The sequence below is a fragment of the Brevibacillus sedimenti genome (assembly GCF_020923495.1).
GTDB classification, from domain to species: Bacteria; Bacillota; Bacilli; order Brevibacillales; family Brevibacillaceae; genus Brevibacillus; species Brevibacillus aydinogluensis.
The window spans coordinates 722,037-739,384 of record NZ_CP064048.1 but is presented as its reverse complement, the minus strand read 5'-3'; the positions used below and the strand labels follow the sequence as shown (position 1 = coordinate 739,384).

The 17,348-nt window shown below is 57.4% G+C and carries 12 protein-coding genes; 9 read left to right on the top strand and 3 right to left on the bottom strand.

Features of this window, described 5'->3' with window-relative positions; all coding sequences use genetic code 11:
• The first annotated feature begins 11 nt into the window (after window positions 1-11).
• The 4 genes from IRT44_RS03540 (at window position 12) to IRT44_RS03525 (ending at window position 6,502) form a co-directional block, all read left to right on the top strand.
• Window positions 12-1,214 (top strand): murein hydrolase activator EnvC family protein, encoded by a 1,203-nt coding sequence (locus IRT44_RS03540; protein ID WP_171567286.1) that lies wholly within the window; start codon window positions 12-14, stop codon window positions 1,212-1,214.
• A 579-nt stretch (window positions 1,215-1,793) separates the two neighbouring features.
• Window positions 1,794-3,269, top strand: a complete 1,476-nt coding sequence (locus tag IRT44_RS03535; protein WP_230077457.1) for a S41 family peptidase — start codon at window positions 1,794-1,796, stop codon at window positions 3,267-3,269.
• Window positions 3,270-3,366: 97 nt separating this feature from the next.
• Window positions 3,367-4,635: a PDZ domain-containing protein gene (locus tag IRT44_RS03530; RefSeq protein ID WP_230077456.1), complete on the top strand. Its 1,269-nt coding sequence runs from the start codon at window positions 3,367-3,369 to the stop codon at window positions 4,633-4,635.
• Between the two features lie 151 nt (window positions 4,636-4,786).
• Window positions 4,787-6,502, top strand: coding sequence for a YcdB/YcdC domain-containing protein (locus tag IRT44_RS03525; RefSeq protein ID WP_212133404.1), 1,716 nt, complete (start codon window positions 4,787-4,789; stop codon window positions 6,500-6,502).
• 88 nt (window positions 6,503-6,590) lie between these two features.
• Here the strand turns inward: IRT44_RS03525 and IRT44_RS03520 are convergent, their stop codons facing one another.
• Window positions 6,591-7,523 carry a flagellar hook assembly protein FlgD gene (locus IRT44_RS03520; RefSeq protein WP_171567290.1) on the bottom strand — a complete coding sequence of 311 codons (933 nt, stop codon included), beginning with the start codon at window positions 7,521-7,523 and terminating at the stop codon, window positions 6,591-6,593.
• A gap of 174 nt (window positions 7,524-7,697) precedes the next feature.
• Here IRT44_RS03520 and uvrB point away from each other — a divergent pair, with 174 nt between their 5' ends.
• The 3 genes from uvrB to IRT44_RS03505 are packed head-to-tail and all read left to right on the top strand — an operon-like array spanning window position 7,698 to window position 13,243.
• Window positions 7,698-9,674: an excinuclease ABC subunit UvrB gene (gene uvrB, locus IRT44_RS03515; RefSeq protein WP_171567291.1), complete on the top strand. Its 1,977-nt coding sequence runs from the start codon at window positions 7,698-7,700 to the stop codon at window positions 9,672-9,674.
• A 16-nt stretch (window positions 9,675-9,690) separates the two neighbouring features.
• A complete protein-coding gene (gene uvrA, locus IRT44_RS03510; protein ID WP_171567292.1) occupies window positions 9,691-12,558 on the top strand; it encodes an excinuclease ABC subunit UvrA in 2,868 nt (955 codons plus the stop codon).
• 31 nt (window positions 12,559-12,589) lie between these two features.
• Window positions 12,590-13,243 (top strand): HD domain-containing protein, encoded by a 654-nt coding sequence (locus IRT44_RS03505; RefSeq protein WP_376717864.1) that lies wholly within the window; start codon window positions 12,590-12,592, stop codon window positions 13,241-13,243.
• A 239-nt stretch (window positions 13,244-13,482) separates the two neighbouring features.
• On the opposite strand, the gene IRT44_RS03500 is transcribed toward IRT44_RS03505, so the two are convergent.
• Together IRT44_RS03500 and IRT44_RS03495 are read right to left on the bottom strand one after the other, a co-directional pair.
• Window positions 13,483-14,094 (bottom strand): accessory gene regulator ArgB-like protein, encoded by a 612-nt coding sequence (locus IRT44_RS03500; RefSeq protein ID WP_230077455.1) that lies wholly within the window; start codon window positions 14,092-14,094, stop codon window positions 13,483-13,485.
• A gap of 17 nt (window positions 14,095-14,111) precedes the next feature.
• Entirely contained in the window at window positions 14,112-15,455 is a 1,344-nt protein-coding gene (locus IRT44_RS03495) for a sensor histidine kinase (protein ID WP_171567294.1), read from the bottom strand.
• Between the two features lie 227 nt (window positions 15,456-15,682).
• Here IRT44_RS03495 and hprK point away from each other — a divergent pair, with 227 nt between their 5' ends.
• Both hprK and IRT44_RS03485 read left to right on the top strand, forming a co-directional pair.
• Complete coding sequence (gene hprK / locus IRT44_RS03490; RefSeq protein WP_171567295.1) at window positions 15,683-16,618, top strand: HPr(Ser) kinase/phosphatase; 936 nt, start codon at window positions 15,683-15,685, stop codon at window positions 16,616-16,618.
• Window positions 16,619-16,642: 24 nt separating this feature from the next.
• On the top strand, window positions 16,643-17,143 hold the full coding sequence (locus tag IRT44_RS03485) for an acyltransferase (protein WP_171567296.1): 501 nt from the start codon (window positions 16,643-16,645) through the stop codon (window positions 17,141-17,143).
• Window positions 17,144-17,348: the final 205 nt, after the last annotated feature.

The window sequence follows — 17,348 nt, the reverse complement described above, 5'->3', positions numbered from 1 at the left end:
GGAGGAGTACCATGAGGAAGAAGAAGATTCTGCTATCACTCTTGGTGACGGGCCTGTTGAGTGCGGCAGCCGTACCGGCGACCGTGGGCCTGGCAGCGAGTAAGGCATCCCTAGACAAGATCAACCAGGAATTGAATGAGATCAAGAAAAAGAAAAAAGCACAGCAAAACCAGGTAAAAGCGATCGAAGGGGAGATTTCGTCGCTTCAGCGCAAGCAGGCTGACCTGGAGAACGAGCTGATGCACATCGACCTGAAGCGCAACGAGACGCAAAAAAAGCTGAACAAGCTGGAAAAGCAGATGGAAGAGACCAAGGTAAAGGCGGCCGAGGCGCAGGATCAGTTGGATGAGGCCAAGGAGCGCGTGGCCAAACGTGATGCCCTGCTCAAGACGCGCGTCAAATCCATGTACGAACGCGGCAACGTCTCGTATCTGGACGTGCTGCTCGGCGCCTCCGACTTCGGCGATTTCCTCACCCGGATGCAGGGGCTCAGGCTGATTGCCGAACAGGACACCCGCATTCTGGAGGACAATATCCGCGACAAGGAAACCATCGAAAAGAAAAAGAAAGAGATCGACCATCAACTGGCCGTCTACGCTGACATGTACGAAGAGGCGGAGAGGCTCAAGGCTGAACTGGACAAGCAGTACAAGCGGAGCGTCGCGGTCAAGGCAGAGCTGAAAAAGAAAGAAAGCGAGCTCCACGAAATTCTCGAAGAAGAGGAACAAAGCTTGCTCGCCCTGATGAAGCAGGAAGAGGCCAAATTGGCGGAACGGCTCCGCGCCATGACTTCCAGCGGCAGCGGCTACAAGGGCGGACGCCTGGCGCTGCCGATCGATGACGGACTGTTCCGCTTCTCGTCCGGTTTCGGCGTGCGCCGCGACCCGTTCACCGGCCGCTCGGCGGGACACAACGGCGTGGATATGGCCGCGCCCAAAGGGACACCGATCAAGGCGGCAGCACCTGGCATCGTAATGTTTGCCGGTTATGCCCGCGGATTCGGCAACACGGTGATGATCAAGCACAACAATGAGCTGACCACGCTCTACGGCCACATCATGGAAGGCGGTATCCTGGTGTCAGTGGGACAACGAGTCGAAACCGGTCAGGTGATTGCCAAAGTCGGCTCCACGGGACGCTCCACCGGCAACCATCTGCACTTTACCGTCTATCGCAATGACGTTGCCGTTGACCCGATGCCGTATCTCAGATAACCATACGCGTTCTCGCAGAAACGGGAAGCACGGAAAGAAGGAATCACGGTCACTTTCCGGGCTTCCCGATTGTTCAATCGGCTGCTGTTTGCGGTGGGGTACCGCCTGACGCTCATCCCTTTTCTCCTCCCCACACAGTCGGTGATTGGAAGTTTCCGTCAACTCTCTGCCGCCCCCTGCGCGTGTGGTACAATGAGAGAGGTGTGCCATTATACCGCAGTTTTTCGCCGGCTTATGCAGGAGGAAGGCGGCCGCAGACAGCAACAGATGAGCAAGCGCAACGGAACAAGCAGGAGAACAGGCTTTGCGGCCATAAAATTTAAAGAAGAAAAGTTTGCTGTTTCTTGCATCAATCAACCAAGAAGCGGCCAGACTGGCAGATATGAACAGGGTGAATGGGTCAGCGGTCCGAGAAAACGCATAATCGGGCAGACGTCTTCATTTGTTCGGTACGTAAGCAGCTGTCGACCTTGCTCCCCTGCATGCGGTAACGGTTTTTCGGCAAATATTGCCATGCGCAGTTGCATACACTAGCTGCATACCTTTTCTTACGGGAGCACAAAGGATGGTGTCGTGACGATGAAATGGAATGGACGTTCCGTGCTTGCGCTTGTGCTTGTCTCCATGGTCGCCAGCAGTTTTCTCACCATGGGTCTGATGAAAAACTGGTCTGGCGGGAGCAGCAACGGGACGATAACTGCTTCGGCAAGCTCGCTGTTCAGAGGCAGCCAGGAGTATCCGCAAGAGTTTAAAAAGCTGCTGGAAGCCTATTCGGCCATCAAGCAGGAGTACATTGAAAACGTGTCAACCGGCCAACTGGTCGAAGGGGCGATCAGCGGCATGGTCGGTTCGCTGAAAGATCCGTACAGCGACTACATGGACCCCGCGACAGCGGAAGAGTTCAACTCGACGCTTCACTCCACCTTTCAGGGAATCGGGACGGAAGTGACGATGCAAAACGGACGCGTGACCGTCGTCTCCCCGTTCAAAAATTCCCCGGCGGAAAAGGCGGGGCTTAAGCCAAACGACCAGATTATCAGCGTCAACGGCGAGTCGCTGGAAGGGTTGGACCTGCATCAGGCGGTCACCAAAATCCGCGGGCCCAAAGGCACCAAAGCAGTGCTCAAGATCATGCGGCCGGGCGTGCCGGAGCCGCTGACCATCGTCTGCATTCGGGACGACATCCCGATTGAGACGGTCACCAGTCAGATCATTGAGAAGAACGGGGTCAAGATCGGCGTAATCAGCCTGACCCAATTCTCCAGCGATACGGCGGACCACTTCAAGGAACAACTGGCCGACCTGGAGAAAAAGGGGATCGGCGGCCTGGTCATCGACGTGCGCGGCAACCCCGGCGGGTATCTGCTGGCCGTCAAAGAGATCGGCGAAGTGCTCATCCCGAATCGGGGCAAGATTGTCCAGATCGAATACGGATCGAACAGCAAGGAGAAGGAAGAATACTTCTCCAAGGCCGACGAGGCCAAACCATATCCGATCGCCGTACTGATCAACGCAGGCAGCGCCAGTGCTTCCGAGATTCTTGCCAGCGCGATGCGCGAGAGCGGCGGCTATAAACTGATCGGGGAGAAGTCGTTTGGCAAAGGCACGGTGCAAAGCACGATGGAGATGGCGGACAAGAGCCAGCTCAAGCTGACCATCGCCAAGTGGCTGACACCCAAAGGCAACTGGATTCACGAAAAGGGCATCGAACCGGACGTGAAGGTCTCCCAGCCTGACTACTTCAACGCCACCCAACTGCCGACGGACAAGGTGCTGGCCCGCGACATGGCCGGCAGCGACGTGAAAAACCTGCAGTTGATTCTCAGCGGCCTGAAGCTGTCGCCGGGCCGAAACGACGGCTATTTCGACGAAAAGACAGAGCAGGCGGTGAAGCAGTTCCAGGCGGCGCACAAACTGCCGGTCACCGGCAAGGTGGATGCGGCGACGCGAACGGCTCTGGAGGACAGCCTGCGGGAAGAAATCAGAAAGCCGGACAACGACCTCCAGCTGCAAAAGGCGCTGGACGTCGTCAGCCGCGATGCGAAGGCAAAATAATCCAGCCCAGCCAGGCAGGGAATCCCTTGCCAGTCGTAGAAATGGTAACCACGGCAGAGAAAGCCGTGGTTCCTTTTTTGCGACAGAGGTGAGGCAATTGGCATTACATGGCGATCTCCTATCGATTGCATACGGGTTTGGGCAGTTTTTTCTCCACCCGTTTTTCTATCTGTTTCTGTTCGTCATTTACCTGCACTATCGCAAGCAGATGAACCTGGAACGGCAGTTGTTTGCCGTGCGCATCCAGACGCCCTTTCTCCAGACGATGCGTTCCCTGGGCATGGGAGCAGCGGGAGGGCTGCTGGTCTCCCTGTTGGCCGTGGGGCTGGGTATCGTGGTCCAGGTGCAGGACCTCTGGCTGCTGTGGGGGCTGGCGCTGCTGCTCGCCCTGATTCGACTGCGCTTTCTGTGTTTTGCCTACGCAGCCGGCTTGCTGACCCTGCTCCATATGATTGTCCAGGTGGCTCCGGGGGCGGTGGACATCCCGGTGATCGGCCCGGTGTGGAATGCGATCGGACAGGCAAAGCCGCTGCCGCTTCTGGCGCTGGTCGCCGTGATGCATCTGATCGAAGCCATGCTCGTCAGCTGGAATGGGGGACGGGACGCCTCGCCCCTGTTTGTCGAAGGAAAGCGGGGGCGGATTGTGGGCGCGTACCTGCTGCATTCGTTTTGGCTGACACCGCTGGCCCTGTTTGTGCAGGTGGAGCCGGGCAGTCTGAGCGGAGCGCTTTATCCGGGCTGGCCGTTCTTTTCGCCCGAGACCGCATCGTACGGCCTCCTGCTGCTGCCGACAGTGACGGGTTACTCCGACTGGACGCAGACGCAGACGCCGGAAGGGAAGGCGCGTCAAATCGCCAGGCAGTTGGCGCTGTACGCGGTGGGGCTGCTCGGACTGGCTGCGCTGGCCGTCTTGTGGGCTCCGTTGACGCTGCTGGCCGCGCTGTTTGCCCTCCTGGGGCATGAAGGACTGTTCCTGTTGAGCCAATGGCAGGAACGGCAGCGGGCGCCGTATTTTGTCCCTTCGTCCCGAGGGGTCAAGGTGATGGCGATCATACCGGGAACGCCGGCGGAAGAGATCGGCATTCGGCCGGGAGAGGTCATCGTCAAGGTAAACGGGCTAAACGTTCGCGACAAAGAGGACCTGTACCCGGCGCTGCAGGTGAATCCGGCTTTTTGCAAAATGGAGGTGCTCACCCGCGACGGTGAGATCAAGTTTGTGCAGTGCGCCGTCTACGCGGGCAACCACCACCAGCTCGGCATCATCGTCGTTCCCGACGCCTCTACCCGGGTGTACGTGGACATGCAGCGGGTCGGCGTGGTGGAGTTGATCAAACAAAAATTGGAAAAGTTACATATTGGTGCGTAACCTGCCGCCTGAACCCGTACCCTGCCGCTTACGCGCGGCCGTCCGGGTTTCGGGCGGTTTTTTATTGCCGGCGGGCTTGACAGCCCGCAACGAATCAACCGGTTTTTGCGTCAAATGGGTGTGAACTGGAAAGAGAGAAAGGATGAACCAGATGGGAGCATATCGAAAGTATGCGGCGGTGTTCTGGACAGGGGCGCTTACGGCGGCAAGCCTGCTTGTTTCGCAAATGGCGGCGGCCACCCCTCTTTCGAAGCCGCATGCAGATGTTGCGCCGCATGCAGAGTCTGCACAGACGCAGAAGGCACCCGATCCCATCCCCGCGCCGGTCTCCAAAGGCATACAGCATCTGGTCAGGCTCGTTCCGGAGCTGGCCAGCCGCGTTGTCGTCTACTCCGGACCTGTCGACGGACCCGGCATCAGCGGCGATAGGGTCACGTTTGGGATCCGTGGCGATGCGGAGGAGAGCAGGGACTGGGCCGTTTTTCATCCGCAGACGGGCGATCTGCTGAGCCTGGAGATTGCGCCGGAGCAGCCCAATACGGGACCCGCGCTTGAAGATCAGCAGGTGATCGAAAAGGCATCGGCATTTTTGTCCCGCTTGCATCCGAACGGTTTGTCGTACCGTCCCCGCGGCGTGACGCGCCAGGGCGAACTCAGGACGATCCGTTTCGTTCGCACCATCCACGACATCCCGCTTGATGATGGCTACGATTGCTTCGTCACGGCAGACAAGTCCGGCCGGATTGTCGGGTTTCGCACCTTTGACGGCGCCCTTTATCAAGAATGGAGCCCGGCGTCGTTTCCTTCCGCGCAGCGGGCGATGTCCCCCGAGACAGCCAAGCAGCGCTACGTCCAGAGTCATCCGCTGGAGCCCGTCTATCTGCTGCCGAGTCGATCCGACAGCCGCACACCGGTCGAGGCCCGGCTGGTCTACGCGATCAGGGATGGCGTGGTGCACGGCCCGCACTCCGGCAGCGCGCTGGATGCCGTGAAGGGGAGCCGACTGGCAGCATCCCGTCAACAAGCAGAGGTTCGCACGCTGACCGTGACGGGAACAGGCGAAGCATGGACAGCGCGGACAGAAGCGGAAGCGCAGGCACTGGTCAAGCGGGCACTGGGGGCGGATGTGCAAAAGCTGCCGGTGACCATCTATACGGACATGCTGGACAACGGCGAGCAGCACCGCTTTTTTATCTGGGGGTTTTTTGAAGAGGGCGTGGGCGACCGGGACAAGGTATATGCCCTGGGCCAGTTTCCCAGCGGTCTGAGTCCGGCATTGCGCACCCACGTCCTGCTGAAGACGGACGCCGCAACAGGCCGGCTCATCAACGTCGTGCTGGACGATGGATTGCATGGGGGGCCCCCAACGGACAAAAAGCGGGATTGGGCGGCTGCCACCGCCCTGCTGGAGCGCTTGCTGCCCGCTGGTACGCACAAGCTGCGCGTACAGGATACGGGAGGGGAAAACTGGACCACGATCACAGCCGATCCGATCGTCAATGGCATTCCCGTCGTTTGGGAGGACGAAATGGAGGAAGAGGGGGCGTACACCATTTCCGTCAATCCGCTGGACGGTTCGATCAAGCAAGTGTGGCTCGCTCAACCAGACTGGGCCGACGTCCGCTATCCCTCGCCCGCAGCGGCTGTCTCTGAACAGCAGGCGGTGTCGGCCCTGCTCGATGCGTACCCGCTGGAACTGATGTACGTCCGCGGTGATTGGCTGCATACGGAAGGGCAGACCTGGCAGCTTGCCTATGATCTCTCGTTCCGGCAGTCGCGTTCCTACTGCTATTGCGGCGTGAAACCGAAGGTGGACCTGACCGTTTATGTGGATGGACATACCGGGAGCGTCGTCGTCCGTGAATGAAACGGGCCAGCGAAAGTCAAACAGCCGCACCAGCCTGTTCGGCCGGTACGGCTGTTTTTTTTGTCTTGTGTGAGGGGAGGCACCCGGATTATGGCGCGGTGGCCTCGAACCCGACAATTTGACTCAGCTTCACTTTTTTGTCGCCTTCCAGGACGAACTCCACGACGCCGTTCTTCATGCTGACCGCTTTGATTACGCCGGTGTTCTCGGTGGTGGACGTGGTGCCGTCCGGGTTGGTGGACGTCTCGGTGTAGGTGATCGTGTAGCCGATCATCTGCGCGTACTGGAGCGTGTTGTTCATCGGCAGATTGTCCGGCTTCACCGACATGCCGACCACGTCTTCCAGCTTGATGGTCTTGCCGTTGTCCAACTGGAATTCCACTTTGCCGTTTTTCATCGCAAAGCCGACAATCACGCCGTCCTTGATCTCTTCAATGGTGGTGATGTCGTCTGTCGTATCCGGATTGCCGTCTCTGTCCACCTGCCGCGTCTCCTTGTAGGAGATCTGCTTGCCGATCATGTCCGCGTACTTCAGACTGTTGTCCAGTTCGGCTCCGGTCAAGCCTTTGGACTCCAGGCCCTTCACCCATTCGCGCGGGATTGGTGTCTGTTCGCCCGCGATCCGGAAGTAGATTTTGCCGTTATCCATGGAGACCGATTCGATGACGCCCGACTTTTTCTCGTGGATCACTTCGCCGGTCAGCTCGTCCACCAGCTGCAAATCGTAGGTGGCTGTCTTTCCGATCAGGCCCTCATACTCGCGCAGGGTGAGCATGCTGTTGTTGGACTGCTCCATCAGGTTGGCCATTTTCGTGATCTTTTCCACCATGGTCATCATGCTGGTCTGCTGGATAAATTGCGTGTTGTCCATCGGAGAGAGCGGGTCCTGGTTTTTCAACTGCTCCAGCAGCAGTTTCATAAAGGCGTTCTGGTCCATCTCGGTGGTAAACTCTTTTTTGCCTTTGTAGCTCCAACTGGGCTGTATGTATGGATTGTTGTTAACGCTTCCTGTACCTGCCATGACGATCCTCCCTGACATGTCGGGTGTGTCGCTTACACATACGTAGAGACTCATTATCAGTATCGGCAGAAGCTGACTGCGGGTGAAGACAAACATTTGTTCGAATTTCCGCTTATTTTTTGAACGATTGTGCTATAATGGGAAATGACATGTGACAAGGAGATGAACGAGGGAATGGACCGTTTTGAATTGGTATCGGAGTATCAGCCGTCCGGTGACCAGCCAACCGCCATTGCCCAACTGGTGGAGGGCGTAAAAGCGGGCAAGCGTCACCAGACGCTGCTGGGGGCGACCGGTACGGGAAAAACCTATACGGCGGCGCAGGTGATCGCCCAGGTGAACAAACCGACGCTGGTGATCGCCCACAATAAGACCTTGGCTGCACAGTTGTGCGCCGAGTTCAAGGAGTTTTTCCCCCATAACGCCGTCGAATACTTCGTCAGCTACTACGACTACTACCAACCGGAAGCGTACATTCCCCAAACAGATACCTATATTGAAAAAGACTCCAGCATCAACGACGAGATCGACAAGCTGCGCCACTCGGCCACCAGCGCCTTGTTCGAGCGGCGGGACGTGATCATCGTCGCGTCCGTCTCGTGCATTTACGGGTTGGGTTCTCCGGAAGAGTACCGGGAGCTTGTGCTGTCGCTGCGCGTCGGGATGGAGAAAAGCCGGGACGAGGTGCTGCACCGGCTGGTGGACATCCAGTACGACCGCAACGACATCAACTTCGTCCGCGGGACCTTCCGCGTCCGCGGCGACGTCGTGGAGATTTTCCCCGCGTCCCACGGCGAACATGCGATCCGCGTGGAGTTTTTCGGAGACGAAATCGAACGGATCACGGAGATTGACGTGGTGACCGGAGAGATTATCGGCCAGCGCGACCACGTCGCCATCTTTCCGGCATCCCACTACGTGACCCGCGACGAGAAAATGAAGCGGGCCATCCAGAGCATTGGAGCGGAGCTGGAAGAGCGGCTGGCCGAACTGCGCGCCGCAGGCAAGCTGCTGGAGGCGCAGCGCCTGGAGCAGCGCACCCGCTACGACATGGAAATGCTGGCGGAGATGGGCTTCTGCTCCGGCATCGAAAACTACTCCCGCCACCTGACGGGGCTGCCGCCGGGACATCCGCCATACACGCTGCTCGACTATTTCCCCAAGGACTTCCTCGTCATCATCGACGAGTCGCACATGACCCTGCCGCAGATTCGCGGGATGTACAACGGGGACCGGGCGCGCAAGGACGTCCTGGTCGAACACGGCTTCCGTCTGCCGTCGGCGCGGGACAACCGTCCGCTCACCTTCGAAGAGTTTGAGTCAAAGGTGAATCAGGCCATCTACATTTCTGCCACGCCTGGCCCGTATGAGCTGGAGCACTGCCCGGTCCTGGTGCAGCAGGTGATTCGTCCCACCGGCCTGGTTGACCCGACCATTTCCGTGCGGCCGATCAAGGGGCAGATCGACGACCTGATCGGCGAGATCCGGGCCACGATCGCCAAGGATGAGCGCGTGCTGGTCACGACGCTGACGAAAAAGATGGCCGAGGACTTAACCGACTATCTGAAGGAAATCGGGATCAAAGTACGCTACCTGCACTCCGACATCAAGACGATCGAGCGGATGCAGATATTGCGCTCCCTGCGACTTGGGGAATTTGACGTGCTGATCGGGATCAACCTCCTGCGGGAGGGGCTTGACCTTCCCGAAGTGTCGCTGGTGGCGATTCTCGACGCGGACAAGGAAGGCTTCCTCCGCAACGAACGCTCGCTGATCCAGACGATCGGCCGGGCGGCCCGCAACGCCGAGGGACGCGTCATCATGTACGCCGACCGGATCACCGACTCCATGGCGGCAGCCATCCGGGAGACGGAGCGGCGCCGTTCCATCCAGATCGCGTACAATGAAAAGCACGGCATTACGCCGCAGACCGTGAAGAAAGCCATCCGCGAAGTGATCGAGGCGACGCGGGTGGCAGAAGAAAAAGCGGAATACCTGCCGCATGCAGACTTCAAGAAGATGCCGAAGAAAGACCGCCTGGCCGTGATTGAACGGATGGAAGAAGAAATGAAGGAAGCAGCACGAAATCTGATGTTTGAACGCGCGGCCGAACTGCGAGACTTGATACTGGAGCTGAAGGCAGAGCTCTAAGAAAAGAGGTATGTACATGCCATTGGAAAACATCGTAGTAAAAGGCGCTCGCGCCCACAACCTAAAAAATATCGACGTCGTCATCCCCCGGGACAAGTTCGTCGTACTGACGGGACTCTCCGGTTCCGGGAAGTCGTCGCTTGCGTTTGACACGATTTACGCCGAAGGTCAGCGGCGCTACGTGGAATCCCTCTCTGCGTACGCCCGCCAGTTCCTCGGACAGATGGACAAACCGGACGTGGACTCAATCGAAGGGCTGTCCCCGGCCATCTCCATCGACCAGAAGACGACCAGCCGCAACCCGCGCTCCACAGTGGGCACCGTGACGGAAATCTACGATTATCTGCGGCTGCTGTATGCCCGCGTGGGGCGGGCGATTTGTCCGGAACACGGAATTGAGATCAAGTCGCAGACGATCGAGCAGATGGTGGACCGGGTGATGGAGTATCCGGAACGCACCCGTCTGCAGATTCTCGCCCCGATGGTGCAGGGGCGGAAAGGAGAGCATGCCAAGCTCCTGGAGGACATCCGCAAGCAGGGATTTGTCCGTGTACGGGTGGACGGGGAGATTCGTGACCTGTCCGAAGAGATCAAGCTTGAGAAAAACAAAAAGCACAACATCGAGGTCGTTGTCGACCGGATCGTGGTCAAGCCCGACGTACAGGCCCGGCTGGCCGACTCGCTGGAGACAGCGCTGCGCCTGGCGGACGGCAAGGTAATCGTCGACGTGATCGAGCAGGAAGAGCTCCTGTTCAGCGAAAAGCATGCATGCCCCGTGTGCGGCTTTTCCATCGGAGAGCTTGAGCCGCGCATGTTTTCATTCAACAGCCCATTTGGCGCATGCCCGGAGTGTGACGGGCTGGGCGTCAAGCTGGAAGTGGACCCGGACCTGGTCGTGCCGGACGTGACCAAGACGCTGGCCGAGGGCGCCATTGAAGCGTGGGAGCCGAAGTCGTCCACCTACTATCAGCAGCTGCTGGAATCCGCCTGCCGCCACTTTGGCATCAGCATGGACATTCCGTACGAGGAATTGCCCGACGAGCATCGGCAAATCCTGATGTACGGCAGCCAGGGGGAAAAAATCCAGTTCCGCTACGAAAACGAGTTTGGCCAGGTGCGGGAAGCAACGATCGCCTTTGAAGGGGTCATCCCCAACCTGCAGCGGCGCCACCTGGAGACCAGCTCCGACCACATCCGCGAGCAGATTGAGGGCTATATGAGCCAGAAGTCCTGCCCTGTCTGCAAAGGGCATCGGCTGCGGCCGGAGAGCCTGGCGGTGCGCGTCGGCGGCAAAAGCATATCCGAGCTGACCGACCTGTCGATTACGGAGGCGTACCAGTACATCGAAAACCTGGAGCTGAGTGAAAAAGAGGCCAAGATCGCCAACCTGATTATCAAGGAGATCAAGTCCCGGCTCAGCTTTTTGATCGACGTGGGACTGGATTACCTGACGCTCAGCCGGGCGGCGGGGTCGCTTTCCGGCGGAGAGGCGCAGCGCATTCGCCTGGCGACCCAGATCGGCTCCAGCCTGATGGGTGTGCTCTACATCCTGGACGAGCCGAGCATCGGTCTGCATCAGCGGGACAACGCCCGCTTGATCCGGACGCTGGAGCACATGACCAAGCTGGGCAACACGCTGATTGTGGTGGAGCACGACGAAGACACGATGCTCGCCTGCGATTACATTATCGACATCGGCCCTGGGGCGGGGATTCACGGCGGCCAAGTGGTCGCTGCCGGCACGCCGGAAGAAGTGATGAATGACCCCAACTCGCTGACAGGCGCCTACCTGAGCGGGCGCAAGTTCATCGCGGTGCCGCTGGAGCGCCGCAAGCCCAACGGCAAGTGGCTGACGGTGGAAGGAGCCAAGGAAAACAACCTGAAAAATATCTCCGTGAAAATTCCGCTGGGAATGTTTGTTGCGGTGACAGGCGTCTCCGGCTCGGGAAAAAGCACGCTGGTCAACGAGATCCTGCACAAGGCGCTGGCACGCGAGCTCAACGGGGCCAAGGCGAAGCCGGGCGAACATCGACGCATCACCGGTCTGGAACACCTGGACAAGGTAATTGACATCGACCAGTCGCCGATCGGCCGCACGCCGCGCTCCAACCCGGCCACCTACACCGGGGTGTTTGACGACATCCGCGACTTGTTCGCCTCCACCAACGAGGCAAAGGTGCGCGGCTACAAAAAGGGACGGTTCAGCTTTAACGTCAAGGGCGGCCGCTGTGAAGCGTGCAGCGGCGACGGGATCATCAAGATTGAGATGCACTTTCTGCCTGATGTGTACGTGCCGTGCGAGGTGTGCCACGGCAAGCGGTACAACCGCGAGACGCTGGAAGTGAAGTACAAGGGCAAGAGCATCGCTGACGTGTTGGAGATGACGATCGAGGACGCGTTGGAGTTTTTCCGCAACCAGCCGCGGATTGAGCGCAAGCTGCAAACGCTGGTGGACGTGGGGCTTGGCTACATGAAGCTGGGACAGCCGGCCACGACGCTCTCCGGCGGGGAAGCGCAGCGCGTCAAGCTGGCGTCGGAACTCTATCGCCGCAGTTCCGGACGGACGCTGTACATTCTCGACGAACCGACGACCGGGCTGCATACGGACGACATCGACCGGCTGCTGAAAGTGCTGCAGCGGCTGGTGGAGAATGGCGATACCGTGCTTGTGATCGAACACAACCTGGACGTGATCAAGACGGTGGATTACATTATCGACCTGGGGCCGGAGGGCGGCACGCGCGGCGGTCAGATCGTCGCCACGGGGACGCCGGAGGAAGTGGCGGAAGTGCCGGAATCGTACACGGGTCAGTTCCTCAAGCCGATCCTGGAGCGGGACCGCGCCCGGACGCTGGCCAAGCTGGAGCAGTTGGTTACCAAATAAGAGCGGTGCAGTCCGGGCGGAACTGGATCGCATGAACCAAAGGGGCGAGGAGAGCATGGAGTACGCGGCAGAGGCGTTGGCTTCGCTGCCGCCGCGGCTGGTGGAAACGGCGCGGCGCTATTTTGACGGACAGGACCCGGCCCACGACTGGCAGCACAATCTGCGGGTGGTCGCCTTGTGCGAGCGAATCGGACGGGAGGAAGGAGCGGACATGACCGTCCTTCGTCTCGCCGCGCTCCTGCACGACATTGGCCGTGCCGAGGAGAAGCGGACCGGAGAGTGCCACGCGGAAATCAGCGCGCGTGAAGCAGCTGTACTGTTGCGCGACGAAGGGATGGACGAGGGTGTGATTGCCCGCATCCAGAGCGCGATTCTCGCTCACCGCTATCGCAAGGACAGACCGCCAGTGACGAGGGAAGAGCAGATTTTGTTTGATGCCGACAAACTGGATTCCATCGGTGCGATCGGCGTGGCTCGAGCATTTGCTTATTCCGGGGTAATCGGTCAGCCGATCCATTCCGACGACCCTGACCAGCACACACCGGCAAAGGAATTCGAGTGGAAGTTGAGCCGCTTGAAGGACAAGCTGATGACACCGGCTGCCCGGCGGATTGCCGAAGAGCGGCACCGCTTCATGGTGCAATTTTTTGAGCGATGGGAGCAGGAATTGCGCGGGAAGCGGTGAACAACGGACAGCCGGTCCGTAGATGCTTTCTCAACCTGCGAACAAGATAACGCGAATGAAAAAACAGGTCCACTCGTGCAGCGAGTGGACCTGCTTCTGTATATGAACTATACCAGTTTTTCTCGTTGTTCCGGGGGAAGCGGTTCATAAAAGACGCCAACTTTCAGAATGCCAGCAAGATTCAGTGCTGACAGGGAAGCAAAAAAAACCACACGTCAGCTTTACGAGTTTCTTCATCACTACCACCCTTTCAAAATGGTTGTTTCCAGGCGGGCTACCAACCGGAATGCTACCGGATGGAGCAACAAGGACTGAAGAAATACAGCCAGTGTGTAGGTCATTGCTAGTCTATAGGATAATTCTACCAGTACAAACGATATAATGCAAGCGCATCCCAGCAGACTGAATGCAACTTTTCTGCTTGTTTGCTTAAAGCTTGGCTGATAGTTGACGTAGCTGTGCGCAGCGGGTGCGTGTCGATAGTAGATGACAAACGCCGTGCCAAACCCGAGCAGGATCAGCGCATAGGCCGCTGGTAGGGGGAGCAGCGGGAAGTGTTTGACCAGATAGCCGCCCCCCAGCATTATCAGCAGGCCGACGATCAGGCATGTCCACGGATTTTTCAAGTGGACGCCCCCGGTAATCACGCGATGCAGGAAAAGAACCAGGGAAAAACACAGGGTTTCCAGGAAGATTCCCAACAGCCAGGCTGCGAGCAGCAGCACGGCGGCATTGATCAGATTGAGCAGAAAAATCTCGATGCCGTGGGAAATTTGGCCCGCCGTATAAGGCGAACCTTCCATGGTCAGGCGTTTGGCGATGCGATTGGATACGTTTCGGGTCCAACCCATCAGCACCCCTCCTTGATTTATCTGGAGAGAAAGGAAATGCGGAAACTGGTCACGCCATTCTCAGACTTCACTGCAATCTTGCCGCCGTAGCGTTCGGTCACTGATTTGACCACCGCCAGACCGACTCCGCCCTCACCGTCCTTTTTCGTGGTATAGCCCAGTTGAAAGATTTCCTGCAGTTTTTCTTTTGGGATTGTCGGACCGCTGTTTTCGATGTACAGGTATTGTTCCCGTTTGGTCTGCCCCCACTCGAAATGTATGTAACGATCCTCCTCCAACTCGTGGGAGGTGGCCCGAATGGCATTGTCAAACAGATTGCCCAGGATCTTGATCAAGTCGTAGGTCTTGATAAACGAAAACTGACCGGAGCCGGAGATGGTAATGGTACACGAGATCCGTTCGGCCAGACAGACTGCCATTTTGGACTGAAGCAGGGAACAGACTGCGGGATTTTTGATGCCTTTCAGCACCTGAACGCTCGCCTCCGCCGCCTGTTCGATGGAGACGGTCTCCTTCAGGATGTGCTGTACATATTCGCGAGCGTGATCGAACAATCCTTCTTTGATAAAACCGTTGATCGCCGTGTAATGGTTGAGTGAATCGTGTTTGAGCGAACGGATGGCCGTCAGCAGGTCGTTTATGTTTTGCAAATAGGGCGTTTCCGTCTCTTCTTCCACACGGTTGATCGTCAAATTGATATAAATTCGGAACAAAATCACGATGACGATAAAAAAGGCCAAAATAAAAAGCTGAAAGACCAATTGAAATTGGGGCGTGTAAAATTGGAAGAGCGGCGAGTTGTTGTCCCGGATGAAAAAGGACGTATTCATAAACAGGATCAGCAAAAACTCGACGCTGCCCATCAGAATCAGCATGAACAGGTAGCGGTTGTGCCGATGTCGGGGGATGAGCCGTCCCAGGTCTACTTTTAGCACGCGCATGATACTGCAAAACAGGAACAGGACGAGCAAATAGAGTAAACTGCCGACGTACTGCAACCACTTTCCTTCCAGGATGTCGATCCAGTAGATTTGTTGACTGTTAAAGATCAAGATGAGAACAAATTCCGCCACGATCGTGCTGCCCAAGGCGATCGTCGCCATCGCTACGGACGGCAGCAGCTTCGTGTGGTAAACAACACGCAGCAAGAGAATGAAAAAAAGAAACATCAACAAGATTTTCGGTTGATACGCGACCTGCAACAAGCCCAGCATTTCGCCGAGAGCGGAAAACGGCATGCTGAATAACAAGGCTTTTTTCCAATCTTCGAAGACAGAGCGATTGAAGATGGCAAAACCTATGGCCAGCAATAGGAAGGCTTCGGGTACGTCAATAAGTACGAATCGCAAGAGGAACTCCAAGGTCTTGCCTCCTTTCAATCTTGACCAGGGTATGTAACTGAATGTATTGCTTCTATAATAATATATATAACACGCCAGAGCGGCATCATTTCTATCTTATGAAATAAGTCGAAAAATGTAAATGATCGGACAATTCCGTCTTTGGTCAAGAGTTGTCGTGTCGGCGGCGGTTTCGCTACAATGAACTTACAAGAACAGGACGAGGATTTGCCCAAGGGGGATCAAACGTGCGCAAGACTAAAGTGAGTCATCTCGCAGAGCATTTCCAAATGAAAGTATTAAGCGGTGAGGAAGGGCTGGGCCGGGAGATTACCGTGACGGATTTAAGCCGGCCGGGACTGCAACTCGCCGGCTACTATTCCTATTACGCGGACGAGCGGATCCAACTCCTCGGCTTGACGGAAATCAATTTTTTTCAGACGTTGAGCCGGGAAGAACGGCTGGAACGGATGCGCTTTTTGATGCAGGAGCGGACACCCTGTTTTTGTGTGACGCGCAACCAGCCGGTCCCGGAAGAAGTGCTGATGGTCTCCAACGAACGCGGCGTTCCCGTGCTGCAATCCCCGCTGGCGACGACCACTCTGGTCGGAAAAGTGACCAATTACCTGGAAAACCGGCTGGCGCCGACGACGACAATCCATGGCGTGCTCACCGATATTTACGGGGTGGGCGTGCTGATTATCGGTTCCAGCGGGATTGGCAAAAGCGAGGCGGCGCTGGAGCTGGTGAAGCGGGGGCACCGCTTGGTGGCGGATGACGCCGTGGAGATTCGCCAGACCCAGGGCGGCCAACTGGTCGGCAGTGCCCCCGAGCTGATTCAGCATCTGCTGGAGATCCGCGGGGTCGGGATCATCAACGTGATGACGATGTTTGGTGCCGGGGCTGTGCGCAATGTCAAGAACATTGCCATGGTGGTCCAGCTGGAACTGTGGGAACCGCACAAGCAGTACGAGCGGTTGGGACTGGATGAGGAAAAGATCAAGATCATGGACACGGAAATCCCGATCATCACCGTGCCTGTCCGCCCTGGACGCAACCTGGCCGTCATCATCGAGGTGGCGGCGATGAATTTCCGTTTGAAGCGGATGGGCTACAATGCTGCCGTCCACTTTTCCAAGAAGCAGTCTGACATGATTTTGGAAGACAGCGATTCCGACTTGTAGAAGGCGAGGCAAAAGGACAAGCAGATGAGACAGACCAGGCGTTTTCCCGTCCACGGGGCCAACTCGTTGTGGCAGTTGTATCGGACTGTGAGTTTTTGGAAAGTGGTCAAAAACTTTCTCGTGATTCAGATTGCCCGCTATACGCCGTTTCTCTCCTGGAAAAACTGGCTCTATCGGACCTTTTTGCGCATGGAGGTGGGGGAGCAAACAGCTGTGGCCCTGATGGTGATGATGGACATCATGTTTCCTGAGCTGATCAAAATCGGCCGCAACTGTGTCATCGGCTATAACACCACGATCCTTGCCCACGAATACCTGGTGGATGAATACCGGCTGGGCGAAGTGCGCATCGGTGACCGCGTGCTGGTGGGAGCCAACTCCACCATTCTGCCGGGCGTGACGATCGGCGATGGAGCAATTGTCGCCGCAGGTACCGTCGTGCACAAGGACGTTCCCCCCGGTGCGTTTGTCGGCGGCAATCCGATGCAGATCATTCGGGAAGCAAGCACCGATCGGCCGGAGTAGTCGCGGAATAATTGTTTCGTCTGAAGCCCCGAACGCTGTGTCGTGAACAGAGCGTCCGGGGCTTTTTGTGCTGTTTTTTTCGGAAGATGCGCACGTTGCGGGGTAAGATGACTGAATTGCTTGATAATTCCTGTTGCGGTTGACGGTCAGGGGGTTCCGTGATAATCTTCTACATAACACTTTAGTTTGCTACCATATTATCAGA

Excerpts from the sequence above, each read along its gene's own strand:
- IRT44_RS03540 (WP_171567286.1), top strand. The coding sequence starts at position 12 with ATGAGGAAGAAGAAGATTCTGCTATCACTCTTGGTGACGGGCCTGTTG.
- IRT44_RS03535 (WP_230077457.1), top strand. The coding sequence starts at position 1,794 with ATGAAATGGAATGGACGTTCCGTGCTTGCGCTTGTGCTTGTCTCCATG.
- IRT44_RS03525 (WP_212133404.1), top strand. The coding sequence starts at position 4,787 with ATGGGAGCATATCGAAAGTATGCGGCGGTGTTCTGGACAGGGGCGCTT.
- IRT44_RS03520 (WP_171567290.1), bottom strand. The coding sequence starts at position 7,523 with ATGGCAGGTACAGGAAGCGTTAACAACAATCCATACATACAGCCCAGT.
- uvrB (WP_171567291.1), top strand. The coding sequence starts at position 7,698 with ATGGACCGTTTTGAATTGGTATCGGAGTATCAGCCGTCCGGTGACCAG.
- uvrA (WP_171567292.1), top strand. The coding sequence starts at position 9,691 with ATGCCATTGGAAAACATCGTAGTAAAAGGCGCTCGCGCCCACAACCTA.
- IRT44_RS03505 (WP_376717864.1), top strand. The coding sequence starts at position 12,590 with ATGAACCAAAGGGGCGAGGAGAGCATGGAGTACGCGGCAGAGGCGTTG.
- IRT44_RS03500 (WP_230077455.1), bottom strand. The coding sequence starts at position 14,094 with ATGGGTTGGACCCGAAACGTATCCAATCGCATCGCCAAACGCCTGACC.
- IRT44_RS03485 (WP_171567296.1), top strand. The coding sequence starts at position 16,643 with ATGAGACAGACCAGGCGTTTTCCCGTCCACGGGGCCAACTCGTTGTGG.